Genomic DNA, 22586 nt, shown 5'->3' with positions numbered 1-22586 from the left:
GTGGTGCTGGAAAGCGGCAACAGCCGCCTTTGCGTCTGGTCTCACCGCGAAGCCCGCGGGCCGCCCTTGCCTTTCGGCCCAGCTGCGCAGGACTGGTCCTGGGCCGGACGTTCTCCGGAGACCAGGAACGTCGTGGTGATCTCCTCGGCGCAGGAGTTGCCCAGGTAGAGATAGTTCAGGTGCCCACCCTGGTCGGCGGTCACCAGCCGGGCCCGGTCGCCGAAGGCCTCCCGCAACTGCCGGGCCCCGGCCGCAGGGGTGGCCGGATCGCGCAGGTTCTGCAGGATCAGCACGTTCGCGGGGCCCTCGGCGCCGATCTGCACCGGTGGCTCGAGCGGATCACCGGGCCAGAACGCACACGGCGTGATGTTGGCCCCCGCCGCCCCGAACATCGGGAACTGCTTCCGGTCGGCCTCGACGTTGCGCTGGTAGGACTGCACGTCTTCCGGCCAGTCCGAGTCGTTGCAGATCACGTGCAACTGGCTGGCCAGGTAGTTGTCGGCCGGAACATCACCGGCCGGGGCGGGCGTGGAGGTCGGGCCGGTCGAGGGCTGCGGCACCGGGGTGCCCTGGTCCAGGGCCTGCCACATCTTCGCCAGCTCCTCGAACTTCCAGTCGTAGTAGAGGTTCGCGAAGGTGAGCTGGCGGAACAGGTCGCCGTTGAAACCCTCGGCGCTGGGCCTGCGGTCCAGCTCCCCGGCCAGCTCGAAGTACTTCTCCTGCACCTGCCCGGGGGTGCGGCCGAGGCCGTACTTCGGCTGCTCGGCGACGAATTCGGCGAAGTCCGGGAACCGGTCCTGGAAACCCTGCCCGTACAGCCGGGAGAACTCGGAGTCCCAGCCACCTGGGCCAGTGGCGCTGTCCAGCATCACCCGGTCGGTGGTCTCGGGGAACAGGCTGGTGTACACCGAGCCCAGGTACGTGCCGTAGGAGATGCCGAAGTAGGAGGCCTTCTCCTCTCCCAGCGACTGCCGGATCAGATCCAGGTCACGGGCGGTGTTGGCGGTGGTGATGTGCGGCAACAGGCCGGCTGTCCCGGAGTCGCCGCACTTGGCGGCGATCGCCTCGGCCGCCTGCGCCGCCTCCGTGACCTCGGCCGGGTCCGCCGCGTAGCGCGGCACGTTGGAGATCCATTCCTCCGCCTTCAGCCCGCAGGTGACGGGGGTGCTGTGCCCGACCCCGCGCGGGTCCATCCCGATCACGTCGTAGGTCTCCAGCACGCGCTCCGGCATCCCCAACTGCTTGAGGATCGCCGGGTAGGAGAGGCTCGCGCCGCCTGGTCCGCCCGCATTGGTCAACAGGATCCCCCGGCGCTTGCCCGGGTCGGCGCTCTTCAGCCGGGACACCGCGATCTCGATCGTCCTGCCGTCCGGGTCCCGGTAGTCCAGCGGGACGTCGAGGGTCGTGCACTCCAGGCCGTCGCCCCTCGAGTCCGGCGGGCACTCACCCCACGTCAGGGGCTGCGTCTTGGCCGGCCCCGTCTCCTGGGCCGAGCTGGTGCAGGCCCCGCACAACAGCAGCGCGGCGGCGACCGTGGCCGTTGCTCTTGCCTTCAGCATGTCTCGTCCCTCCTGCAGGCCCACCAGCGCTCACACGCGCCAGGGAGCCTGAGGGTTCACCGCCATCACCCAGACCCGCCGATCGAGTGACCCACGCCACACCATGCCTTGAACCCGGCCACAGACCTGCCATCGTCTAGCTGGTTGTGAGTCAGAGCCCCGACGAGGAACACCTCGTCCGCCGCATCGCCGCAGGCGACCGGCGCGCATTCGACGAGCTGTACCGGCGCACCTCGCCGTGGCTGCTCGCCCGGCTGCGCCGCCGGTGCGCCGACGACGACGTGGTCGCCGACGTCATGCAGGAGACCTACCTGGCGGTGTGGCGGGCGGCGGACAGCTTCGCCGGTTCGGCGACCTCCGGCAGCGCGCTGGGCTGGCTGTGGACCATCGCGGCCCACCGCCTGATCGACGCGCTGCGCCGCCGGGCCCGGGTCGGGCGGATGCCCGCCGTACCGGTGGCCGAGACGGTCGCCCCAGCAGCCGAGGACGAGGTCCTGGCGGGTCTGGTCGGTCACGAGATGGAGCAGGCGCTGCTGGAGCTGCCCGCCGAGGCCCGCGAGGTGCTGCGCGCGATGGTGCTCGACGGGTTCTCCGTACGGGAGACGTCGGTGCTGCTGGGCGTGCCCGAGAACACCATCAAGTCCCGGGCCCGGCGGGCCCGGAACGCCCTTCGGGAGGCCCTGTCATGACGCCCCACCCCAGTCCCGCAGTGTTGGCCCGCTACGCCGACCGGGAAGCCGAACTGCCCGAGGTCACCTCCTGGGCGGTCGAGGTGCACCTGGAGACCTGCGCCGACTGCCGGGCCGAACTGGCCACCAGCAGCGACGACCTGCTGGCGCGGGTCGCCGTCAACCTGGACGCGGCCATCGCCGCAGGCCCGGCGCCCGCCCCGCAGCGCCACTGGTCGGTGGCCCTGAACCGCTGGTTCGTCTGGGCCCTGCTGCCCTGGCTGACCATGGCCCTGGTCCTTCTCGGCTGCGCGGTCCTGATCCAGCGGCTGGTACCCGACTTCCCGCAACCGGTGTTGCTCCTGGCACCGATAGCTCCGCTGCCCGCGGTGGCCGGAGCCTGGAGCCGGCGCTTCGACCCCGCCTGGGAACTGATCGCCGCCACCCCGACCGCCGGCCTGACCATGCTGCTGCGCCGTACGGCCACAGCGCTTGCCGTGATCGTGCCGGCCTTGGCCCTGACCGGTGCTCCCCTGGCTCTGGCCCTGCTGCCGTGCCTGGCGTTCACCGCCGCCTCCCTCGTCCTCGGCGCCTTCGTCGGAGTGCGGCGTGCCGCCGCCGGGCTCGGCGCCCTCTGGACGCTGGCGGTCATCACCCCGACTGTCATGAACACCGACCTGCCCACCGTGCTGCAGCCGGGCGCTGCCCCCGGGTGGGCCCTGACCACCCTCGCCCTGACCGGCCTGGCCGGCCTGCTGGCCACCCGGACCGACTACTTCCACCGGCTCTCCAGCACCCGCTGACCAGCCGCACATCCGCCGCTTACAAGGAGAAACAGATGCGTACGGTGAGCGCGGCCGAAACGGCCCCCACGCTCCACCCCTGGGCCATCCACGCCGAGAAGCTGCAGGTGCGAACCGGCCGACACCTGGCCGTGAACGAACTCGACCTGGCTCTGGGCGTCGGCGTGCACGGCCTGCTCGGGCCCAACGGCGCCGGCAAGACCACCCTCATCCGGGCCCTGGCCACGGTGCTCAAACCGGCCGGCGGGCGGCTCGAACTGCTGGGCCAGCCGGTGAACGCCGGTGCCGACCTGCGCGGCGTCCGCCGCGGGCTGGGCTACCTGCCGCAGCAGTTCGGCTTCTACCCGCGCTTCACCGTGCGCGAGTTCGTCGAGTACATGGCCTGGCTGAAAGAGATGCCCAAGCAGGCCGTGCCGGGAGCCACCCAGCGGGCGATCGAACGGGTCGGCCTGGCCGCCAAGGCCGACGCCCGGATGAAAACGCTGTCCGGCGGCATGTTACGCCGCGCCGGCATCGCCCAGGCCATCGTCAACGATCCGGCGCTGCTGCTGCTGGACGAGCCCACCGTGGGCCTGGACCCGGAGCAGCGTCTGGACTTCCGCGAACTGCTGCGTGACATCGGCAGCGACAACTGTGTGCTGGTCTCCACCCACCTGGTGGAAGACGTGGTGGCCGCCTGCACCGACGTCGTCATGATCAACGAGGGCCGCCTGGCCTTCCAGGGCACCCCCGCCGAACTGACCGCCCAGGGCGCCGAGGGCGATCCGGGCGACAGCCCGGCCGAACGTGGCTATTCCGCCCTGCTGCGACGTCACCGGGCGGCCGCCCGATGAGCCGCGTCCTGCGCATCGAGCTGCGCCGCTCCGCCGCCGTCGGCTCGGCCCTCGGCCTGGCCGTGATCGGTTCGCTCGCCCTGTACTTCGCCGACGGGATCATGTTCTCCACCGGCTGGATGCACCTGGCCATGAGCCAGCGCCTGTACCTGGTGCTGTTGTGGCCGCTCATGCTGGCCGCCGGGGCCTGGCAGGCCCGCCGGGAGCACCGCTCGAACGTGGGCGAACTGTTCACCTCCACACCCCGGCCCGTGGCCCAGCGGATCCTGCCCACGCTCGGCGCGCTGGCCATCGCCGCGGTCGCCGGATACCTGGTGATGGGACTGGCCGGGGCCGCCTGGATCTTCGACACCGCAAGCTACCTACCGGCAACGGTTCTCGTGATCACCGTGATCGGCGCCCTGGCGCTGGTCGCCGCCGCCTGGCTCGGTCTGGCGATCGGCCGGTTGCTGCCCTCACCGGTCACCGCCCCGATCGCCGGCGTCACGGCTCTGGGCCTGCTGCTGGCGCTGCCGATGGCCACGGAGTCATTCCGCTGGCTGGGTCTGATCATCTCCCCGATGGCCGAGATGAACATGCCCGGCGACTACGCCACCGTTCCGGGCCGGGTCAGCGCCGCCCAGAGCAGCTGGCTGGTGGGACTGGCCGCCACCTCGGTCCTGCTGCTCGTCTCCCGCACCTCGCGCTCCCGGGTCGCGGCGGTGCTCCCGGTCGCCGCCGGTCTCGCGCTCTCCGTCGTCGTCATCCCGCACGAGAACCGTCTCGTGTACGACGCCGTGGACCCGGTGGCCCGCGAACTGGTCTGCGCCGAAGGAGAACCGCAGGTATGCCTCAGCCGTGCCCACGAGAGTCTGCTGCCCGAGGTCACCGCCCCCGCCCGTGAGGCCCTGGCCGTCCTGAAGAGGCTGCCCGGCGCCCCGACCCAGGTGCACGAGGACACCTACGCCTACCCGGACACCTACCCCGAGTTCCGCACCGACACCGTCCTGCTGCACGTCGCCACCAATCGAGAAGGCCACCTGGCGAACCGGGCGAACGTGCTCACCGACGTCCTGACGGGAGCTTTCAGCGGGCCACGCACCTGCGAGACCTACCCCTCCTCGGCCGATCAGCTGGCCGCCGCCCACTGGCTGATGGGCACCGAACCGGTTGCGCCGAAACCGGAAGGGCTGGGCCGGCCCGACCTCGACTACGCCTTCGAGGACGTCAGCGTCGAGGCCACCAAGGTCTGGCAACAGCTGAGCGCCCTGCCCGAGGAGGAAGCACTGTCCCGCGTGGCCGCCCTGCGGCAGGCCGCGGTCCAGTGCAAGCCCGCGGAAGGACTGCTGCGATGAGGGGACTGATCCTCTTCCTGCGAGCGCGCCGCGCTCCCCTGGCGATGGGCACCTCCGTCTTCGTTCTGGTGGTGCTGTGGGTGCTGTGGGAAAGGAGTTCCGACAGCCCTCAGGCGGGCCTGCAAATGGTCGTCCTGAGCATCCTGCTGCTGGTGTCCGCCCTGACCATGACCCTGAGCGGCCCGGACGACGAACTCGACGAGACCGGCGCAGTGCCCTGGCCGGTCCGCCGGGCCGTGCACCTGCTCATCGTCGTGGTCCTGGTCGGCGGCCTGATGCTCATCACCCAGCTGACCGGCACCCGCTTCGGCCCGATGTCGCTGGTGCTGCGGGACACCGCCGGGCTTCTGGGCCTGAGTGCACTGAGCGCCGCCGTCATCGGTACGGCCCGAGCCTGGTTCGTGCCGCTGGGCTGGACCATGGCCGCAGTCATCTTCCCCCGCTCCGACACCCTCCTGAGCCGCGTCCTGACCTGGCAGGCCCAGGACCCCGCCAGCACGGCCGCCGCCGTCACCGCGACCGTCCTGGCCCTGACCGGCCTGATCGCCTACACAGTGATGGGCCCGGCCCGAGGCGCGCCCGCCGAAGCGACCGCCCAGTGACGTAGACCCGTCACCGTCGAGGCGCCAACAGGACCGGCGCCGCGAGCAGGACCAGCAGACCCATCACCGCCGAGGCCACGCCCGGGCTGCTCAGGTCGGCCAGGGGCCCGGCCAGCAGCGGCCCCAGCCCCTGCCCGGTCATCATGCCCAGCCCCAGCAACCCGAACCCCAGGGCCTGACGACCGGGCGGCAGGGCATCCCGGAACGCCGCCTGCCCGCCCACCTCGAAGGCCAGGCCGGCCCCGGCCACCGTCATCAGCAGGGCCGCCGCCCACGGCCCAGGAGCGGCGGCCAGCGGCAGCAGTGATGCGCCGAGCACGACCACCAAGACCGGCACCAGCCACTCGCGGGTGGCGGGCCGACACACCCGGCCCACCACGAACGTCCCCACCATCGCCCCGAATGGCGTGGCCCCCATCAAGGCGGCAGTGGCCAGTCCGCCTGCACCAGCATGGCCGGCGTAGGAAACAGCCAGCGATTCGACCCCCGCCAGCAGCGCGAACGGAGTCCACCACAGCAGCAACAGCGAACGAATCGGGCGGCTGCCGAACAGTTCCCGGTAGCCGCGCAGGGTCTCGCCCGGCGACCAGGCCTCTCGAAGGCCGCTCGGTGGGATCGACGGCAGTCCCAGCACGCCGACCAGGACGGCCACGCCGTGCATTCCCGCAGCCAGCACCAGCACCGCGAAAGTTCCCAGGGCCTGCAGCACCAGCCCACCCACGGCCAGTCCGGCCAGTTGCGCCACCATCGACGTGACCGTGAACGACGAACGGCCCAGCACGTACCGGTCACCCTCGAGGAGGCGCAGCAACAGGGCCGATTGAGCAGCCGAGACCAACGGGTGCAGAAGGGCTCCCAGCGCCACCACCACGATTCCGGCCGCCACCGACGAGCGCGCCGCCAGAACCGCCAGCAACAGCCCCAGCAGCAGCCGGACCTCGCTGCCGGCCACGATCAGCGGCCGGGCCGGCCACCGGTCAGCCAGAGAGGGCAGCAGCAGACCACCCACGACACCCGGCAGGAAGCCCGCCGCGAAGGCTGCCGACGACCACGTCGAGGAGCCGGTGGCCTCGAAGACCACGACCGAGAACGCCAGGATCTGCAGCGAGATGCCCAGCACGGTCAGGGTGCTGGTGGCGAAGAGCGCCGCAAAGCCCGGAGCGGAGAACACCTCTCGGTAGGTGGTGCGCTCGGCGACGGGGATGCTCATGACGCCAACCTGACAGCCGCCCGTCGGCAGAGCTAATGTTTCGCCGGTGACCGAAACATCGCTGTGGATCACCGCGGGGGCCGAGGACATCGTCGCCTCCCGCTTCGCGGTCTCCCCCAGCGACGAAACCGTCCATCTGATCGCCCAGCTCGCTCGCCGACGCACCACCGCCTCACCCCTGATGGGCCGGTTCACGCACCGTTGGGAGACCATCCGCGACGACCCGGGGGTCCGGGCCCTGGCCGCCCTCCAGCGCGAACGCGAAGGTGTCGACTTCACCACGCCACCCCCGTCCGGGATGGGCCAGAGCATCCAGGACGATCTGGCGGCCGTGCGGGCCAGTTCTCTTACGGACGCTCGACGCGAGATTGCGTACATGACGGCCAGGGAGCCGGTGGCCGAGGAGGTGCGGGCTGTTCTGCACTCCCCCGACGTCCTGGACCGGCTGGCTGATGCGATCGAACTGGCCTGGGACGTACTCCTGCGCCCCGACTGGCCGCGGATTCTGGCCGTGCTGCAGCGCGACGTCCAGCACCGCGCCGGGCGGCTGGTGGCCCACGGCTGGGGCGCCGGCCTGGAAGACGTGCATCCGGAACTGAGGTGGGAAGGCGGCCGGATCCGGGTGCGCAGCCGAGCGCAACAATCGATCGATCTGGCCGGACGTGGCCTCCTTTTCGTGCCCTCGGTGTTCCTGGCCGAACGTCTGGCCATCAGCGTCGACGGGCCGCACCAGCCCTGGATCCGCTACCCCTCCCGCGGAACGGCGACTCTGGCCGAGACCGGGAGCGCAGCCGCACCCGCAGCGGCCCTGGCCCCGCTGATCGGGCCCACCCGCGCCCGACTGCTGCAACTCCTCGGCGACCCGGGCTCCACGACCCAGCTGGCCGACGTCCTCAGATTGTCTCTGGGGGCCACCGGGGACCACCTCAAAGTGCTTTTGGACGCTGGTCTACTCACTCGCGAGCGGGTGGGCCGCTCGGTCCTGTACCGCCGCACCGATCTCGGCGACCGACTGGCCGCGGGTGCCGGGTCCGGCTGACCACCTCGCCGCGGACATCGGCCTGTCCCCTTGGTGCAGCAAAACGGCCTGATAGCTGGGTGCAGACCTGTCATCGTGACCGCACCAGGTGTTTTCGACACTGCGTCGGAACGCGGTTCACGGGGAAGAGAATGCATCGATGCACGCCGAAACTCTGCAAAACCTCCGATATTGCGTGGAACTGTTCGGAGTCATGGCCTTCGCGTTCTGCGGGGCCTTCCAGGCCGTCCGCTGCGACCTGGGCATCTTCGGCGTCCTTCTGCTCAGCGAGGCAGTCGCTCTGGGGGGCGGGCTCCTGCGCGACCTCGTTCTCGGCGTGCCGCCCGTGGCCTTTCACGATCTGGGGTTCTTCATTGCACCCGGTTGTGTTGCCCTGTTTGTCTTCTGGGGGCACAGTTCCGCCCGTGATCGAAAAATACTGGAGGGAAAGGCCCTTGATGTCTGTGATGCCATAGCCGTCGCCATTGCCACGGTGACCGGCTGCGTCAAGGCGATGGACCACGGCAGCAACGTTCCGGCCGCCGTTGCTCTCGGCACTATGAGCGCCGTCGGCGGAGGCATCCTGGCGAACGTACTGATCGCCGAAGTTCCTCCCGTGCTGCGCTGGGGGCACGAACTGCTCGTCACACCTGCGGTACTCGGCGCAAGCAGCGCCGCGATACTTCACGCCACCGGGCATCTCGCCGTCGGGTCGGCGATCGGCAGTATGGCCGCGGCCTTCCTGCTCCGCGTCCTCGCCCTGCACCGCAACTGGCGCACTCCCAGATCCTTGCTCTGGAACGAACCGGCCCCACCGGTGACCGCCGACCACCGCCGGCGCCGCTTGCACCGTCTTCCGGTAGCGCGGTGAGACCTCCTTCACCACCTCCTACCTTGAATAAATACAACGATCGTTTGTATAAATAGATCAGCAGGCGATCAGCCCGCACCCCTGGCCTTCGAGGAGAACGCCATGCTGTCTTCGGCCCACGAACCCGTCATCCGCGCCACCGCCCCGGTCGTGGCCGCGCACCTGGACGAGATCTCGTCCGAGTTCTACGACTCCCTGCTCGGCGAGAACCCGCAGCTGTGGAACGTGTTCAGCCGCAGTGCCCAGGCCGGCGGCGAGCAGAAGCGGGCCCTGGCCGGAGCCGTGGCCGGGTTCGCGCTCAGCCTGATCGGGGCCGGGCCGCCGATGGACACGATGTTCGAACGGGTGGCCAACCGGCACGCCTCACTGGGCATCCAGCCGGAGCAGTACACCGTGGTCGGCCGCTACCTGATGCGCGCGGTGGGCAAGGTGCTGGGCGATGCGGTCACCCCGGAGGTGGCCGCGGCCTGGGACGAGGTCTACTGGCTGATGGCCTGCAAGTTCATCGGCATGGAGGCCCGCCTGTACGCCACGCAGGGGGTCGAACCGACCAGCAGCTTCCGCGACTACGAGGTCAGTGAGCGCCACGAAGAAGCCTTCGAGACGGTGTCTTTCGTGCTGACGCCGGTGGATGGAGCCGCTGCGCCGCACTTCCGGCCGGGCCAGTACGTGACCCTGGCCGTGGATCTGCCCGACGGCGGCCGGCAGCTACGGCAGTACTCCCTCTCGCAGGCCCCGGGCGGGCAATCGCTGCGCATCACGGTGCGACGGGTACGCGGAACAGACGGCAAGCCTGACGGTCTCGTCTCCGGGCACCTGATCGAACACCTGCACGTGGGCAGCAAGCTGCCGGTCAGCCCCCCGTTCGGAAATCTCACCCCGCAACCCGGCCAAGACCCGCTCCTCCTGATCAGCGCCGGGGTGGGGATCACGCCGATGGCCTCGATCCTCGGGCACCTGGCCGAATCTCAGCCGGAGCGTCAGGTGGTGGCCGTGCACGCCGAGCGCAGCGCCGAACGTCATCCGCTGCGAGTGGAGATGCTGCAGCACGGTTCCCGGATCCAGGGCTTCCAGCAGCAGGTCTGGTACGAGACCGGTGCGTCAGAGGGCGTACCCAACGCGGACGTACGTATGGGCCGGGTGTTGACCAGCGAGATCCCGCTGCCGGACAACGCGGAGGCCTATCTGTGCGGCCCGATCCCGTTCATGCGTGGGGTGCGAGCCGGCCTGCTGGAACGCGGGGTCGCCGCTGACCGGATCCGCTACGAGGTCTTCGGTTCCGACCACTGGCAGGAAACCGACTGATCAGCTCAATGCCGCGCGGCGCGGGAGAGCCGGACCCGGCAGAGGTCCGGCTCGACGAAGGGATCCAGACCGTCCACGCTCACCGAGGGGTCGAGCTCGGCCATCGCCCCGCGCACGATGCCCAGATGCAGCGGGCACACCACGCCGGAACGGTCGGTGGCCAGCTCCAGGAAGGGGCAGTGGCGCAGCCCGACCTGGTCTCCCCCGGCACTGAGCTCGGGCGCGAATCCCAGTTCGCCGAGCAGATCGACCAACTGCCCGACCCCGCCACCCACGTCGCCGGCCTCTTCCGCCTTCGCCGCCCGCGAGCGTCCTAACTTGGAGCCCCAGGCGGCCCCCGCCTGAGCGGCCCGGCGGCTCGGCTCCGGATCGGCACCGATGTCGGCCACCAGCACCTCGGCCAGCAGCTGGTAGTTACGCGGCCCGGCCGGATCCATACCCCGGTGCGCCTGGAACATCAGCGCCGGCCGCCCCGGACCTGAGCGGGGCACGGTGACCTGCTCGACCTGCCCGGTCGCGGTCAGCGCATCAAGGTGGAACCGCACGGTGTTCGGGTGGACCCCCAGCTCGGCGGCGAGGGTGGTGATGCTCGCCGGTTCCTGACGGGCGCGCAGCGAGGCCAGGACCTCATTGCGGCGGGTGCGGCTCTCGTCGGTGCGCTGCTTCTTCGACCCTGCTGCAGAGCGCCCGGATGCCGTCATGAAGTGAGTTTATACAAGAACCAGCTGTGATGAACCCGTTGTCATCGGCGTTCACTGGGGTGAGCCGGCCGGCTCCGGGGAACCCGGTGAATGGCAGCCACCGCGGGATCCTCGCGCCGCCCCACCAGGTGCACGAAGCGACCCAGCCTCCGCCACCTACTGCGGTCCGAGCGGATCGCAGCCTGCGGCAGGGCCGACCCGTTCTCCCGCCGGGCCCTCTCGACGCTGATCATCAGCGCACTCATGTCCATCACGACCTCCTAAGCCGTTACCGTTAACGTGAACGGTAACAGGCAATTGCCCGCCCGGTCCGAGCAAGACCGCCAGAAGGAGGAACTAGACTGGTCAGGCCGTGGAAAAAGACCGAAGCACCGCACGCAGGCCCGCCCAGCGAGTCACCCTGCGCGATGTCGCCAAGGCGGCCGGGGTGTCGCACCAGACCGTGTCCCGTGCGATCAACGACAAGGGCGAGATCGACCCCGAGACGCGCAGGCGCATCCTCGAGGTGGCCCAGCAGCTGCGCTACCGGCCCTCCCGCTTCGCCCGCGGCCTGGTCCGCCCCGACACCACCACGATCGGCCTGGTCATCGACGACATCCTGAACCCGTTCTTCCCCGAACTGATCGCCGGAGTCATGAGCGCCGCCGAGCAACGTTCCTGGACGGTGCTGATCAGCACCGTCCAGAACGACCACGGCCGGGAGCCGGAACTGCTGCGCTCGCTCGCCGGGCAGGTCGACGCCCTGATCGGCTACCTCTACGAGCGCGACGCCGGTATCGCCGAGGCGATCGAGGGACTGCCCATGGTGGTGATGGGCCGCCCCGCCCAGCACCCCGCGTTCGGTGTCGTCGACGTCGACGTCCGCCCCGGCGTCCAGGCTGCGGTCGATCATCTCCTGGCCCAGGGACACCAGCGGATCGGGATGATCGACTGCCCCACCGCCTGCGACCCGCTGCGGCGCCAGGTGCTGCTCGAGGCGACCGCCGCCCAGGGCCTCCCGATCCCCGCCGAAGCGATCGTCGAGACCGAACAGTCACAGGCCGGCGGAGAGGAAGCCCTGGCCCGCCTGCTGAAGGCCGCCCCCGGCCTCACCGCTGTGCTCGCCTTCAACGACGTCGTGGCCCTGGGCGCCTACCGCACCGCCCGGAGCCTCGGCCTCACCATCCCCGGCGACCTCGCCCTGGTCGGCTTCGACGGCCTCAGCCTGGGCGAGATCCTCGACCCGCCGCTGACCACGATCAACATCGACAAGCGCCGCATGGGCGAACTCGCCGTGGCCCAGGCCGAGTGCCTGCTGAACGGCGAGCACCCGCCGCCGGCCACGGTCACCACCGACCTGCTGGTGCGCGCCTCCACCGGCTCGCCCTCGGCTGGTGCTTCCGGGTAGAGAACGTCAGCCCGCCCGGCCGACGTGCCGATACTCCTGGGCAACATGACGACCGGCGACAGCAGTCCAGCCCAGGCGTCCCGCACCGCCGCGGCGACGTCTGCCGAGGCCGAGCGCCTGGCCGAACTTCACTCCCTGAACATTCTCGACACCCCGTCCGAACCGGGATTCGACGCGCTGGTGACGCTGGCCTCGCAGGTCACCGGGTGCCCGATCTCGCTGGTGTCGCTGATCGACGAACAGCGGCAGTGGTTCAAGGCCAAGGTCGGCACGGACCTGTGCTCGACCGACCGGGACATCGCCTTCTGCGACCACGTGGTGCGCGACCGGGCCGAGCTCGAGGTACCCGACGCCCGCCTCGACCCGCGGTTCCGGGACAACCCCCTGGTCACCGGTCCCCCGCAGATCGCCTTCTACGCGGGCTTCCCGATCTCCACCAGCCAGGGCCGGATCCTGGGCACCCTCTGCCTGCTGGACACCGCCCCGCGCTCCCTGACTCCCCTGCAGCGCGACCAGATGCGCACCCTGGCCGGCCAGGTCTCCACCCAGCTGGAACTGCGGCGCATCACCATCGAGCAGGCCGTCGAGATCACCGAACGGCGCCGGGCCGAGGCGGCCCTGGCCGACAGCCAGGCGAACCTGGCCGCGATCAGTGGCATGACCCGCCAGATCCTGGCCGGCACCGACGCCCGCTCGGCCATCGTCAAGGCGCTGGTCGACATCGGCGGCGCCCAGACGGCCAGCATGCTCGAACTCGACCGGCCCGGTCACCTGGTCATCACCGGCTCCTGCGACCACGGCCTGATCGGGACCAGCTACCCCTTCGTCGAGGTCGAGGTCGCCGCGACCGTGTGGCGTGAGGGGCAGCCGCTGTTCATCGAACACGCGCAGGAGCACCCGGCGATCAACCAGGATCTGGTGAACCAGATCGGCGCCCGGTCCATCCTCTTCCAGCCGATCAAGGCCAATGAGGACGTGGTCGGGCTGCTGTCGGTCAGCTGGGACCAGGTACGCACCGACCTGAGTGAGCGCCAGCTGGCGGCGGTCGCCCTGCTGGCCGACGAGTCCGCCTTCGCTCTACAGCACGATGCCCTGCTACGCCGCTACGAGGACCTGGCCGGCACCGACCAGCTCACCGCCCTGCCCAACCGGCGTGCGTGGGAGGAACGCCTGACCGCCCTGGCCGCGAGCGCCCGCCGAACCCACACCCCCTTCGTCGTGGCCGTGGCCGACGTCGACCACTTCAAGGCCTACAACGACGCCCACGGTCACCTCGAGGGCGACGTCCTGCTGCGCGAGGTGGCCCAGGCGATCCGGACCCAACTGCGCACTGAGGACGTCGTTGCCCGCTGGGGTGGGGAGGAGTTCGCGATCGCCCTGCCCGGCTGCCAGGACGCTGCCGCCCAGATGGTCCTGGACCGGGTGCGCCGGGCCATGCCCCACGACCAGACCATCTCCATCGGCTACTGCCAGTGGGACCGCGAGACCAGCCTGGACTCCCTCATGAAGCGGGCCGACAGCGCCCTGTACAAGGCCAAGCGCACCGGGCGCGACCGGGTTGTCTCCGCCGCCCATCTGCCCACTCCCGAGCCGACCTGAAGGTCTGCCCCATCGGCGGCTCAGCCGTTGGGCGCGAACACCGTCCGCACGTTCCCGTCGGCCTTGGCCTTGAAGATGTCGTAGCCGTGCTGGCCCTGCTCCAGCGGCAGCACGTGGGTGGCCAGGTGCTCGGTGACGATCTCGTCGCGGGCCATCCGCTCCAGGATCTCGGGGATGTACCGCTGGCCGTGCATCTGAGCACCCTGGACGGTCAGGCCCTTGTTCACCAGGGCGCCGAGCGGGAACTTGTCCACCACCCCGGCGAAAACGCCCAGCACGAAGACCGTTCCGCCCTTGCGGCAGGCGTGGATGGCCTGCCGGACGGCGGCCGGGCGGTCGGTCTGCAACCGCAACTGCTGCTTCGTGCGGTCGTAGAGGGTCTGCCCGCCCGGACCGTCGGCCTCCATGCCGACCGCCTCGATGCAGATGTCCGGCCCGCGCCCACCGGTGCGCTCCAGCAGTTCGGCCTCGACCGACGTCTTCTCGTAGTTCAGCACCTCGGCGCCGATGACCGACTCGGCCTGCGCGAGACGGTAGTCCAGCCGGTCGATCACGATCACCCGCTCGGCGCCGCGCAGAATGGCTGCACGGGCGGCCATCTGACCAACCGCACCGGCACCCCATACGGCCACGATGTCGCCCGGCCCGGTGCCGGCCAGATCCGCACCCGTCCATCCCGTCGCCACCGCGTCCGAGGCGAACAGGGCGCGCTCGGTCGAAACGCCCTCAGGCACGGCGAATGCGCCGACGTCGGCGTAGGGAACGCGCACGTACTCGGCGTGACTGCCGGCGAAACCGCCCAGTGCATGGGAGTACCCGAAACACCCACCGGGCGTGCCGCCCCAAAGAGCATCGGTGATGGACGGGTTGGTGTTGCCGTTGTCGCACAGCGAGAACAGTTTCTGGTGGCAGTACCAGCATCGGCCGCACGCGATGAACGAAGACACCACCACCCGGTCGCCCACGGCGTGCTTGCGCACGGCGGGCCCGGCCTCGACCACCTCGCCGATGAACTCGTGCCCGAGCACGTCTCCGCGCTCCATGAACGGGATGTAGCCGCCCAGCAGGTGCAGGTCGGAACCGCAGGCGGCGCTGCGCTGAACCCGCAGAACGACGTCGCCGTCGTTGAGGATGCGCGGGTCGGGCACCTCACGGACCTCGACCTCGTTCACTCCGGCCCAGGTCAGCGCCCTCACAGCCGTCCCTCCCCGCCCGAAGCCGAAGTTGCCGCGCGCAGCGGCGCATTCAACGCCGTCGGCTCGGAGGTGCCGGGGGCAGTAGCCCTCAGCACCTCGCCGGTCTCCAGCAGCTGCTTGGAGCGCCGAAGAGCAGAACGAAGCTTTTGGACGGGCGTGGTCCCGTCGAGCTCTTCCGGCAGGTCGGGCACGGTGTCGGTCTGCGGATCACGCAACCGCACCGCAAGTTCCGTACCGCGCCCGCCGGGCGCGGTCGCAGTACGCGCCTCGATCGAATCGCCCCACGCCCGCAAAGGTTCCGGCAGCACCAAAGGCCCACTGTCGCCACCAGTTCGGTAGACCGTCACCACCATCCACCGTGACGGATCATCCTGCCAGTCAGGAACGAGCGAGTCGCGAGAAGCGATCCGTCGCCGTACCGCGGTCGCCACCCCGGCCACCACCCCGGTCGCGCCGACGAGGGTACCGATCTTGTGCTTCGTCCCGGCCTGGTCCGTGGCCCTGGGCTGTTCCATGTCTTCGCTCCGAAACCCGACCAGCTCGAGGCTGGCCGTCGGTGCCGCTCAAGGCCGCTGTTCGACCTTCACAGGCGCAGGCCGACCTGCGACCCCGCTCCTGCAGAAGACTAGGAGAGCCTGACCGTCCCGCAACGGCAAAGACAGCAGAACGGCAGCAAGCGGACCAAAACGCTGCGGCCGCCCCGAAGTATGCACTCCAGGACGGCCGTAGCGGCTGATCTCAGACCTGACGCCACTCGTCGCTGGTGATGTGAGAGCCGGCCTGCGGCCCCATCTGCAGCATGCCCCCGTCCACCGCCCACGAGGCGCCGGTGACGTAACTCGAGGCCGGCGAAGCCAGGAAGGCCACCACAGCAGCAATCTCACGGGCATCGCCCGGCCGCCCCAGCGGCACACCCGGACGGTGCACCTGGTGCGGGTCCACATCCGTCTGGCCGGTCATCGGGGTAGCGATCTCGCCCGGAGCAACACTGTTGGCGGTGATGCCGTACTGGCCCAGCTCCAGGGCAATGGTCTTGATCAGGCCGCCCAGACCGTGTTTGGACGCGTCGTACGCCGACGAGCCGACCCGCGGCTGGGTCTCGTGCACACTGGTGATCGCAATGATCCGGCCCTCGCTCCCGGCCGCGACCATCCGCCGGGCCGCCCGCTGGATGCAGACGAACGCGCCGTCCAGATCGGTGGCCACGGTCTGCCGCCAGGTCTCGTAATCCAGCTCCAGGAAAGGTTTCCCGTCGCCGGTTCCGGCGTTGTTGACGAACACGTCGACGCCACCCAGCTCGTCCGCCAGCCGGTCGATCACATCCCCGCACCCGGGCAGATCAGCGGTGTCCAGGTGAGCCGTCACCGCCCGGCGCCCCAGCCCCCGGACCTCCTCGGCGGTGCGCTCGGCGCCTTCCTGGTCGGTGTGCCAGGTGAGGGCCACGTCCAGGCCGGCGTCGGCCAACGCAACGGCCACCGCCCGGCCGATCCCGGAATCACCTGCGGTCACGATGGCCCGGCGCGGTTCGAAGGGCATGATCTCGATCCTCTCCTCAGGGACGACTGCGCCCGACCCTCCTGCGCCCCCTTCTCGATCGCAATCCGACCGGTCCCCGACCCCATTCCCGTAAACGGACATTCCTGCTAATTTCGCCTTGATCGACAAGGTTGTCGCGAGAGGTGGGAATCCCGGTGATGAGAAGACGCGGTCTACCCTTCTTTCACGACACCAGCAGCGGCTACTACCAGATCAAGAACGTGCGCACCCTCAAGTGCCTGACCATCCGCGGTGACGTGGTGCTCTCGAGCGCTCCGGCGGTCCAGATGCAGTGCACGCTGGTCACGACCAACAGCGAATGGAAGCCGATCAACCGCAAGAGCGTCGGCGGGCTGGACTACTACCGTCTGCAGAACCGGCGCACCGGGCTCTGTCTGGACACTCTGGTGCCGGCCGGGGCAGGCACCCAGATCAAGCAGATCAGCTGCAACACCGCCTACTACTGGACCTGGCGGGCCTGAGCTCGCAGCCGCGGCAGAGCTGACCGCCCGGATCCCGGCGGTCAGCTCACGCGGTCAGGACTCGTCGGCGCCCGCCTGCGCCGCGTCGGCCTCGGCGTCGGCCGCACCCACCGGCTCCCCGCCCTCCTCGACGAAGGCCCGGTCGTTCTCGCCCAACTCGGCGTTGCCGTCGAAGCGGAGCTCGGGAGAGGCCTCGGCCCCGGCGGCCTCCGCATCGGCGACGGCATCGGCCTGGCCCACGCTCTGGCCCTCGTCCTGAGGCGAAACATTTTCGGCGGCGGGTTCACTCATGGCATCCTCCGGATCAGCGGCCTTGCCGAACGGGTCGTCCCCACGGTAACCGCCTGAACCCGAGCCGCCACACGACGACGAGCTCGCCGGCCGGGATCAGCAGGACTGGTAGCGGTAGGCCGACTTGCCCGAGGGAACGACCTTGCGGTCTCGCAGGATCACCGAGATCTCCTTGCCCTGGGAAGCGCAGGCCTTGGTGTAGGCAGCCTGGCCGTTGTCGGTGTACTCGATCTCGTACACCTGATCGCCGTAGATGTCCGTGTAGGCGTCGCACTCCTTCCAGACCTGGCACTCCTCCGCGATGGCGAAGTCGAAACCGGCTGCCTTCGCATCGCTCTGGTCCAGCTCGGCCGTGTTCTTCTGGGCGATGGCCAGACCGGCGTCGTGGGCCCGCTCGGCCAGCAAGGCCGCGAACGCCACGTTGTCGTCCTTGCTCAGCAGGTCGTCCGAGCGGGTGTAGGTGTCGAGGTTGTCCGGCTCCACAGCATCGAACCCGGCCGCCGCGCAGCCGTCGATCCACTCGCCCACGACCGCGGCCAGGGCCTTGCGCTTGGCCTCGGTAGAGGTGTCGAGCAGGAACTCGCCCCACTCGGAGTCCTCCACGTAGTCCCCGTCCGCCGTCTTCAGCAGCAGGTCGTCGTGGCTCCCCGTCCAGAAGTCGGCTTCGCTCGGCTGAGTCTGGAAAGCGTTGACGTAGCAGATGTTGTACTTGCCCGAGGCCGGCTTCGCCTCCCGGTCCCGGTCGACGATCTTCACCGCGGCCACGGGCGTGTAGGCACCGCCGATCTGGTAGTCGAACTGCCCGTTGGCCGGAGGCAGCGTCACCTCCGTGTCCGCAGCCGCAGTGGCGGCTGGGGTGGTGGTCTGAACCGGCGTGGGGCGCTCAGCCCCACGCCCACCGCGGTCGCGCCAGGGATTGGCCGCACTGGCAGTGGCATACGACCCGACCCCCAGCAGCAGGACCAGCCCGGCCGCCGAGGCCACGAGGATGCGTCGACGGTGCGTGCGCTTGTTGCTCATGCTCTTCCTACCCCAGAACACCCCGCCTCGGGCTGACCCCTGGCGACCGGTGCCGGACCGACTACGCAGCGCGTAGTTCGCCGGCTGAGCGCTCTGTAACGCGCCCGAAGGTAAGGGGCCTGGTGACTAAGGAGGGTTAAATGCGGCCTAGATCAATGTTTCCGCGAGCGTCAGGAGTCGTAGGTGCAGAGTCTTCGAACACCCTTGGTCACGGCTTCTTTCAGATCGTCCTCCAGCGGAGGGAAGGCCAGGTGGTGCAGCATGAGGCCGTCGAGATAGTCCATCAGCGCATTGCATTCGGCCGCCGGTTCGGCAGAACCGATGCCGCTGAGCCATTCCGTGGCCCACTGCCGGAGCTCACGGCTCGGCCCGGCCAGTCGCTCTTGCAGGTCGGGGCGTAACGCCGCTTCGACGAACAGGCCGAAGCGGGCCACCGTCACCGCTCGGTCGGGGCCGAGGGCTCGTTGGACGTAGGCGGTCAGGGCCGCCGCGAGTTCGGCGGAGGTGGTCGGCCGGATCAGACCTGCGATCGCCTCCCAGGCCTGGGCGTCCCGCTCGGCAAAGCGTTCGGCGATCGCCCCGAGCAGCGACTCACGCGTCTTGAAGTAGTTCGCCGTGGCCCCGGCCGGCGTTCCCGCTGCGGCATCCACGGCCCGGTGAGTCAGACCCCGCACACCCTGACCGCCGAGCACCTCGATGGCTGCATCGAGCAGTTCTTCGCGACGGGAGGGCACCGCGCCACCTTATAGCGACACAACAGGTGTTGTCTCATAACAACACCTGTTGTACCTTGCTGACATGACCCGACAGGCGATCGTCATCGGCGGAGGCATCGGCGGCCTGACCGCGGCAGCCGCACTGGGCCGACAGGGCTGGCAGGTGACCGTCCACGAACGCAACCCGGCCCTTCCCGACACCGGCACCGCCCTCGGCATCTGGCCACAGGCCCTCCGCGCCCTGCAGGTCCTCGGCCTCGGCGAGGAGATCCGCAAGGCCGGCCGACGACAGGAAGCCGGGGCGTTCCTGCGGCCGGACGGCTCCCCCATCGCCCGGTTCGACCTGGACCGGATGCGTCGACGGGCCGGCGACGACGTCTATCTGGTGCCCCGCCCGACCCTGCTCTCGATCCTGCACCACGCCGCCGTATCGGCCGGCGCGCAGGTGCTGCTGGGGCGGCCGGTCAGCCACTTCGAAGGATTCGAGGCCGATCTGGTGGTGGTCGCCGACGGAGTGTTCAGTCAGGCCCGCGAACACCTGTTCGGGCCGGCCCACCGGGCCCGGTACTCCGGCACCACCGCCTGGCGAGGTGTGGTCGAGGGGATGTCGACCGACAGCTTCACCGAGGTCTGGGGCCCGGGCCTGAAGTTCGGCGTCACTCCCCATGACCACGGCCGCACCAATTGGTACGCCGCCGCGACCGCACCACCAGCATCTCAGCACCCCGGCCACGAACTGACCACCCTGAGAGAGATGTACGAGGGCTGGGCGCACCCCGTCAGTCGGGTCCTGGATTCCGTGAAGGAGACCCACATCCTCCGCCACGACATCTACGTGACCCCGCCACTGCCGTCCTATGTTCGGGGTTCGACCGCACTGATCGGCGACGCCGCCCACGCCATGACCCCTGATCTGGGCCGCGGCGCCTGCGAATCAATTATTGACGCGGTCACGCTGGCCGAGTGCGTAAGCGAGGGGACGTTGTCGGCCGGGTTGGGTATGTACGACCGCAGACGTCGCCCCACCACCCAGCGACTGGCGCGTATGGCCGCGCTCGCCGGGTGGGTGAGCCGGGTAGGTCATGGCCGGACGGTGCGGGACGGGCTACTACGGGTGAGCATGCTGGCCGGCCCCCCGAGCTGAGCCCGCCACATCCAGGCCCGCGGCTCGAAGATCCGCGGCCAGCGCCGCGTAGATGTACTCGCTCCCCCAGCGATCCCCGTCCAGGTCGTTCTCGACCAGGTGCGCCTCACGGCGCATCCCGAGCCGCTCGCAGACCCGCACGGACCCGGTGTTCTCCACATCCAGCCGGGCGTAGAGCCGGTGCACGCCCAATGTTTCGAAGGCGAACCCGGCCAGCGTCGCCGCCGCCTCGGTCGCGTAGCCGTGCCCCTGGTGACCGGGGGCAATGGTCCAGCCGATCTCGGCCTGAGCTGCGTGAGCACTGGCCAGGGTAAGACTCACCTCCCCGATGAGGCCGGGCTCATCGCGGCGGCAGACAGCGAGCGACACCTTGTCCCCGTCAGCGCCCCAGGCCGTCTTGTCCGCGCGCTCGGCGGCAACCTCCTCGCTGCGCTCACGTGTGTGCGCAGGCCGGTACAGGTACCGGGCCACGCTGGCCAGGCCCTGGTAGGCGTACAGGTCGTCCGCATCGCCGGGAGTGAACCGGCGCAGGGTCAACCGGGGCGTAGTCAGCGGCAGCAGCGAAGCGATGTCCATGCGGACCTCCGGAACGCAGACGTCGGTCAGGATGCGCACGGATTTTTTCATAGCGACTGCACAGCAGCCACGCCTTTTCGGCCCAGAGCTCCCGGCGTCCCGTCCGGTTCAAGTTTCGCCGCGGATCACACCGAAGCAAGACCGAGCGCGAGGACCACTGCGTCACCGGCAAAGGCTTTACCCAGGGCTTTCATTCACCTAACGGCGGGCGGTTGACGGTCGACATTGCCCAGGAGTTGACTGTCCACCGATCCGGAAAGTGGTTCTATCCCCTGAAGATGTGACCCGGCCCGGTGTCGAGAGTGCTCTCGATCCCCGTCCGTGGCGCAGCGCGCCCGGGACACCTTCAGGAAAGGACTCCTCGCGCCCATGCGCAGCCAACCCCGTACCTCCCCGCGCCGGCTCATCTCGATCGCCGGCATCACCGGCGTCCTGATCGCCGGCAGCGCCACCGCGTACGCGGTCAGCCCGCTCAGCAGCAGCACCAGCGTCACCGCGGCCGCCACCGGCGCGACGTACTACGTCGCCCCCAACGGCAGCGACACGGCGGCGGGCTCCAAGAGTGCCCCGTGGAAGAGCATCGCCCGGGCCCAGACGGCGGTCAGTGCCGGTGACACGGTCTACTTCCGGGCCGGGACGTACGCCTTCACCGCGGCCACCAAGGCCTGCTCCAGCCGGACCGCCCTGGTCGATGCGATCACGCTGTCGAAGAGCGGCACCGCGGCGGCGCCGATCACCTACGCCGCGTACCCGGGCGAGAAGCCGGTGTTCAACTTCTCGGCGATGAAGGACGACTGCCGCATCAAGGGCCTGAACGTGACCGGCAGCTACCTGAACGTCAAGGGTCTGGAGCTCACCGGCGTCCGGCAGAACAACAACCTGAACCACGAGTCGTGGGGCGTGTACGTCACCGGCAGCAACAACACGTTCGACCAGCTGAACCTGCACCACCACATGGGCCCGGGCCTGTTCATCAAGAACGGCAGCAACAACCTGGTGCTCAACAGCGACTCGCACGACAACTACGACCTGTACACCTCCAACGGTGCCGGTGAGAGCGCCGACGGCTTCGGCGCGCACGTGGCCGCCAACCAGCCCGGCAACCGCTTCAGCGGCAACCGGGCCTGGAACAACTCCGACGACGGCTTCGACCTGATCAACGCCTACTCGCCGGTGACCATCGAGAACTCCTGGGCCTGGCACAACGGCTACGTGCCGGGCACCGAGACGGCCGCGGGCAACGGCAGCGGCATCAAGGCCGGCGGCTACGGCGGCGTGTACCAGGCCGCTGCGGTCAAGCACACGGTTCGCTACTCGGTGGCGTTCAACAACCGCGCGGCCGGGTTCTACGCCAACCACCACCCGGTGGCGCTGAACTTCAACCACAACACGGCCTACAACAACCGGCCCAACTACAACATGCTGGGCATCACCTCCGGCGGGGCCGCCACCGGGCTGGGCAACCTGCACGACAACGTCGCCTTCGGCGGCACGCTGACCAGCAACCTGGGCAGCAGCACCCAGAAGAACAACTCCTGGAACCTGTCGACCACGTTGACCAGCAAGCACTTCCAGAGCCTGAGCACCACCGGCTGGGACGCCGCCCGGCAGTCCAACGGAAGGCTGCCGGTGCTGACCAGCCTGCGGCCGGCCGCGGGCAGCCCACTCACCGGCACGGCCAGCGACGCCGCGACCGCCACCACCAAGAACATCGGCGCGTTCTGAGTCTGTAGAT

At 69.7% G+C, this 22586-nt stretch carries 23 protein-coding genes; 13 read left to right on the top strand and 10 right to left on the bottom strand.

Annotated elements, in window-relative coordinates:
- Positions 1-41 precede the first annotated feature (41 nt).
- Positions 42-1559 carry an alpha/beta hydrolase gene (locus tag LWF15_RS25045; protein ID WP_232813374.1) on the bottom strand — a complete coding sequence of 506 codons (1518 nt, stop codon included), beginning with the start codon at positions 1557-1559 and terminating at the stop codon, positions 42-44.
- Between the two features lie 146 nt (positions 1560-1705).
- On the opposite strand from LWF15_RS25045, the gene LWF15_RS25040 reads away from it, so the two are divergent.
- From LWF15_RS25040 to LWF15_RS25020, 5 genes are read left to right on the top strand one after another with little or no spacing between them, the layout of a single operon-like run.
- Positions 1706-2248: an RNA polymerase sigma factor gene (locus LWF15_RS25040; protein ID WP_232813373.1), complete on the top strand. Its 543-nt coding sequence runs from the start codon at positions 1706-1708 to the stop codon at positions 2246-2248.
- Positions 2245-3030, top strand: a complete 786-nt coding sequence (locus LWF15_RS25035) for a cupin domain-containing protein (RefSeq protein WP_232813372.1) — start codon at positions 2245-2247, stop codon at positions 3028-3030. The genes LWF15_RS25040 and LWF15_RS25035 overlap by 4 nt, the downstream gene beginning before the upstream one ends.
- Positions 3031-3065: 35 nt before the next feature.
- Positions 3066-3863: an ABC transporter ATP-binding protein gene (locus tag LWF15_RS25030; protein ID WP_232813371.1), complete on the top strand. Its 798-nt coding sequence runs from the start codon at positions 3066-3068 to the stop codon at positions 3861-3863.
- Complete coding sequence (locus LWF15_RS25025; protein WP_232813370.1) at positions 3860-5197, top strand: hypothetical protein; 1338 nt, start codon at positions 3860-3862, stop codon at positions 5195-5197. The genes LWF15_RS25030 and LWF15_RS25025 overlap by 4 nt, the downstream gene beginning before the upstream one ends.
- Positions 5194-5799: a hypothetical protein gene (locus LWF15_RS25020; RefSeq protein WP_232813369.1), complete on the top strand. Its 606-nt coding sequence runs from the start codon at positions 5194-5196 to the stop codon at positions 5797-5799. Before LWF15_RS25025 ends, LWF15_RS25020 begins: the two co-directional genes overlap by 4 nt.
- A gap of 10 nt (positions 5800-5809) precedes the next feature.
- On the opposite strand, the gene LWF15_RS25015 is transcribed toward LWF15_RS25020, so the two are convergent.
- A complete protein-coding gene (locus LWF15_RS25015; protein WP_232813368.1) occupies positions 5810-7009 on the bottom strand; it encodes an MFS transporter in 1200 nt (399 codons plus the stop codon).
- A 46-nt stretch (positions 7010-7055) separates the two neighbouring features.
- Between LWF15_RS25015 and LWF15_RS25010 the strand changes: the two genes are divergently transcribed.
- From LWF15_RS25010 to LWF15_RS25000, 3 genes are all read left to right on the top strand, one after another.
- Positions 7056-8048, top strand: a complete 993-nt coding sequence (locus LWF15_RS25010; RefSeq protein WP_232813367.1) for an ArsR/SmtB family transcription factor — start codon at positions 7056-7058, stop codon at positions 8046-8048.
- Between the two features lie 139 nt (positions 8049-8187).
- A complete protein-coding gene (locus LWF15_RS25005) occupies positions 8188-8898 on the top strand; it encodes a trimeric intracellular cation channel family protein (RefSeq protein WP_232813366.1) in 711 nt (236 codons plus the stop codon).
- Positions 8899-9000: 102 nt separating this feature from the next.
- Entirely contained in the window at positions 9001-10203 is a 1203-nt protein-coding gene (locus LWF15_RS25000; protein WP_232813365.1) for a globin domain-containing protein, read from the top strand.
- A 5-nt stretch (positions 10204-10208) separates the two neighbouring features.
- Here LWF15_RS25000 and LWF15_RS24995 read toward each other — a convergent pair whose 3' ends face one another.
- The gene (locus tag LWF15_RS24995) at positions 10209-10904 is read right to left on the bottom strand and encodes a helix-turn-helix transcriptional regulator (RefSeq protein ID WP_232813364.1); all 696 of its coding nucleotides are present in this window, start codon (positions 10902-10904) and stop codon (positions 10209-10211) included.
- 352 nt (positions 10905-11256) lie between these two features.
- On the opposite strand from LWF15_RS24995, the gene LWF15_RS24990 reads away from it, so the two are divergent.
- Together LWF15_RS24990 and LWF15_RS24985 are read left to right on the top strand one after the other, a co-directional pair.
- Complete coding sequence (locus LWF15_RS24990) at positions 11257-12291, top strand: LacI family DNA-binding transcriptional regulator (protein ID WP_232813363.1); 1035 nt, start codon at positions 11257-11259, stop codon at positions 12289-12291.
- A 45-nt stretch (positions 12292-12336) separates the two neighbouring features.
- Complete coding sequence (locus LWF15_RS24985; RefSeq protein WP_232813362.1) at positions 12337-13890, top strand: sensor domain-containing diguanylate cyclase; 1554 nt, start codon at positions 12337-12339, stop codon at positions 13888-13890.
- A gap of 20 nt (positions 13891-13910) precedes the next feature.
- On the opposite strand, the gene LWF15_RS24980 is transcribed toward LWF15_RS24985, so the two are convergent.
- The 3 genes from LWF15_RS24980 to LWF15_RS24970 all read right to left on the bottom strand — a co-directional run bounded on the left by LWF15_RS24980 (position 13911) and on the right by LWF15_RS24970 (position 16622).
- Positions 13911-15086 carry a zinc-dependent alcohol dehydrogenase gene (locus LWF15_RS24980; protein ID WP_232813361.1) on the bottom strand — a complete coding sequence of 392 codons (1176 nt, stop codon included), beginning with the start codon at positions 15084-15086 and terminating at the stop codon, positions 13911-13913.
- The gene (locus LWF15_RS24975; protein ID WP_232813360.1) at positions 15083-15601 is read right to left on the bottom strand and encodes a hypothetical protein; all 519 of its coding nucleotides are present in this window, start codon (positions 15599-15601) and stop codon (positions 15083-15085) included. Before LWF15_RS24975 ends, LWF15_RS24980 begins: the two co-directional genes overlap by 4 nt.
- A 223-nt stretch (positions 15602-15824) precedes the next feature.
- Positions 15825-16622, bottom strand: coding sequence for an SDR family oxidoreductase (locus LWF15_RS24970; protein ID WP_232813359.1), 798 nt, complete (start codon positions 16620-16622; stop codon positions 15825-15827).
- A 158-nt stretch (positions 16623-16780) separates the two neighbouring features.
- Here LWF15_RS24970 and LWF15_RS24965 point away from each other — a divergent pair, with 158 nt between their 5' ends.
- Positions 16781-17104 carry an RICIN domain-containing protein gene (locus LWF15_RS24965; RefSeq protein ID WP_232813358.1) on the top strand — a complete coding sequence of 108 codons (324 nt, stop codon included), beginning with the start codon at positions 16781-16783 and terminating at the stop codon, positions 17102-17104.
- 54 nt (positions 17105-17158) lie between these two features.
- Here the strand turns inward: LWF15_RS24965 and LWF15_RS24960 are convergent, their stop codons facing one another.
- From LWF15_RS24960 to LWF15_RS24950, 3 genes are all read right to left on the bottom strand, one after another.
- A complete protein-coding gene (locus LWF15_RS24960; RefSeq protein ID WP_232813357.1) occupies positions 17159-17395 on the bottom strand; it encodes a hypothetical protein in 237 nt (78 codons plus the stop codon).
- A gap of 96 nt (positions 17396-17491) precedes the next feature.
- Positions 17492-18415, bottom strand: coding sequence for an endo alpha-1,4 polygalactosaminidase (locus LWF15_RS24955; protein WP_232813356.1), 924 nt, complete (start codon positions 18413-18415; stop codon positions 17492-17494).
- A 170-nt stretch (positions 18416-18585) separates the two neighbouring features.
- A complete protein-coding gene (locus LWF15_RS24950; protein WP_232813355.1) occupies positions 18586-19149 on the bottom strand; it encodes a TetR/AcrR family transcriptional regulator in 564 nt (187 codons plus the stop codon).
- A 64-nt stretch (positions 19150-19213) separates the two neighbouring features.
- Between LWF15_RS24950 and LWF15_RS24945 the strand changes: the two genes are divergently transcribed.
- Complete coding sequence (locus LWF15_RS24945; RefSeq protein ID WP_232813354.1) at positions 19214-20275, top strand: FAD-dependent monooxygenase; 1062 nt, start codon at positions 19214-19216, stop codon at positions 20273-20275.
- On the opposite strand, the gene LWF15_RS24940 is transcribed toward LWF15_RS24945, so the two are convergent.
- Positions 20240-20851, bottom strand: coding sequence for a GNAT family N-acetyltransferase (locus tag LWF15_RS24940; RefSeq protein WP_408623964.1), 612 nt, complete (start codon positions 20849-20851; stop codon positions 20240-20242). The two genes, LWF15_RS24945 and LWF15_RS24940, sit on opposite strands and share 36 nt — an antisense overlap.
- Positions 20852-21220: 369 nt before the next feature.
- Between LWF15_RS24940 and LWF15_RS24935 the strand changes: the two genes are divergently transcribed.
- Complete coding sequence (locus tag LWF15_RS24935; protein ID WP_232813352.1) at positions 21221-22576, top strand: right-handed parallel beta-helix repeat-containing protein; 1356 nt, start codon at positions 21221-21223, stop codon at positions 22574-22576.
- Positions 22577-22586: the final 10 nt, after the last annotated feature.

Source organism: Kineosporia rhizophila (assembly GCF_021277265.1).
Classification (GTDB): Bacteria; Actinomycetota; Actinomycetes; order Actinomycetales; family Kineosporiaceae; genus Kineosporia; species Kineosporia rhizophila.
This window is presented reverse-complemented; position numbering and strand designations above follow the sequence as displayed.

Excerpts from the sequence above, each read along its gene's own strand:
- LWF15_RS24960 (WP_232813357.1), bottom strand. The coding sequence starts at position 17,395 with ATGAGTGAACCCGCCGCCGAAAATGTTTCGCCTCAGGACGAGGGCCAG.
- LWF15_RS25025 (WP_232813370.1), top strand. The coding sequence starts at position 3,860 with ATGAGCCGCGTCCTGCGCATCGAGCTGCGCCGCTCCGCCGCCGTCGGC.
- LWF15_RS24955 (WP_232813356.1), bottom strand. The coding sequence starts at position 18,415 with ATGAGCAACAAGCGCACGCACCGTCGACGCATCCTCGTGGCCTCGGCG.
- LWF15_RS24995 (WP_232813364.1), bottom strand. The coding sequence starts at position 10,904 with ATGACGGCATCCGGGCGCTCTGCAGCAGGGTCGAAGAAGCAGCGCACC.
- LWF15_RS24945 (WP_232813354.1), top strand. The coding sequence starts at position 19,214 with ATGACCCGACAGGCGATCGTCATCGGCGGAGGCATCGGCGGCCTGACC.
- LWF15_RS25015 (WP_232813368.1), bottom strand. The coding sequence starts at position 7,009 with ATGAGCATCCCCGTCGCCGAGCGCACCACCTACCGAGAGGTGTTCTCC.
- LWF15_RS24940 (WP_408623964.1), bottom strand. The coding sequence starts at position 20,851 with ATGGACATCGCTTCGCTGCTGCCGCTGACTACGCCCCGGTTGACCCTG.
- LWF15_RS24935 (WP_232813352.1), top strand. The coding sequence starts at position 21,221 with ATGCGCAGCCAACCCCGTACCTCCCCGCGCCGGCTCATCTCGATCGCC.
- LWF15_RS25000 (WP_232813365.1), top strand. The coding sequence starts at position 9,001 with ATGCTGTCTTCGGCCCACGAACCCGTCATCCGCGCCACCGCCCCGGTC.
- LWF15_RS25035 (WP_232813372.1), top strand. The coding sequence starts at position 2,245 with ATGACGCCCCACCCCAGTCCCGCAGTGTTGGCCCGCTACGCCGACCGG.
- LWF15_RS24985 (WP_232813362.1), top strand. The coding sequence starts at position 12,337 with ATGACGACCGGCGACAGCAGTCCAGCCCAGGCGTCCCGCACCGCCGCG.
- LWF15_RS24975 (WP_232813360.1), bottom strand. The coding sequence starts at position 15,601 with ATGGAACAGCCCAGGGCCACGGACCAGGCCGGGACGAAGCACAAGATC.
- LWF15_RS25045 (WP_232813374.1), bottom strand. The coding sequence starts at position 1,559 with ATGCTGAAGGCAAGAGCAACGGCCACGGTCGCCGCCGCGCTGCTGTTG.
- LWF15_RS24970 (WP_232813359.1), bottom strand. The coding sequence starts at position 16,622 with ATGCCCTTCGAACCGCGCCGGGCCATCGTGACCGCAGGTGATTCCGGG.
- LWF15_RS25005 (WP_232813366.1), top strand. The coding sequence starts at position 8,188 with ATGCACGCCGAAACTCTGCAAAACCTCCGATATTGCGTGGAACTGTTC.
- LWF15_RS24965 (WP_232813358.1), top strand. The coding sequence starts at position 16,781 with ATGAGAAGACGCGGTCTACCCTTCTTTCACGACACCAGCAGCGGCTAC.
- LWF15_RS25020 (WP_232813369.1), top strand. The coding sequence starts at position 5,194 with ATGAGGGGACTGATCCTCTTCCTGCGAGCGCGCCGCGCTCCCCTGGCG.
- LWF15_RS25030 (WP_232813371.1), top strand. The coding sequence starts at position 3,066 with ATGCGTACGGTGAGCGCGGCCGAAACGGCCCCCACGCTCCACCCCTGG.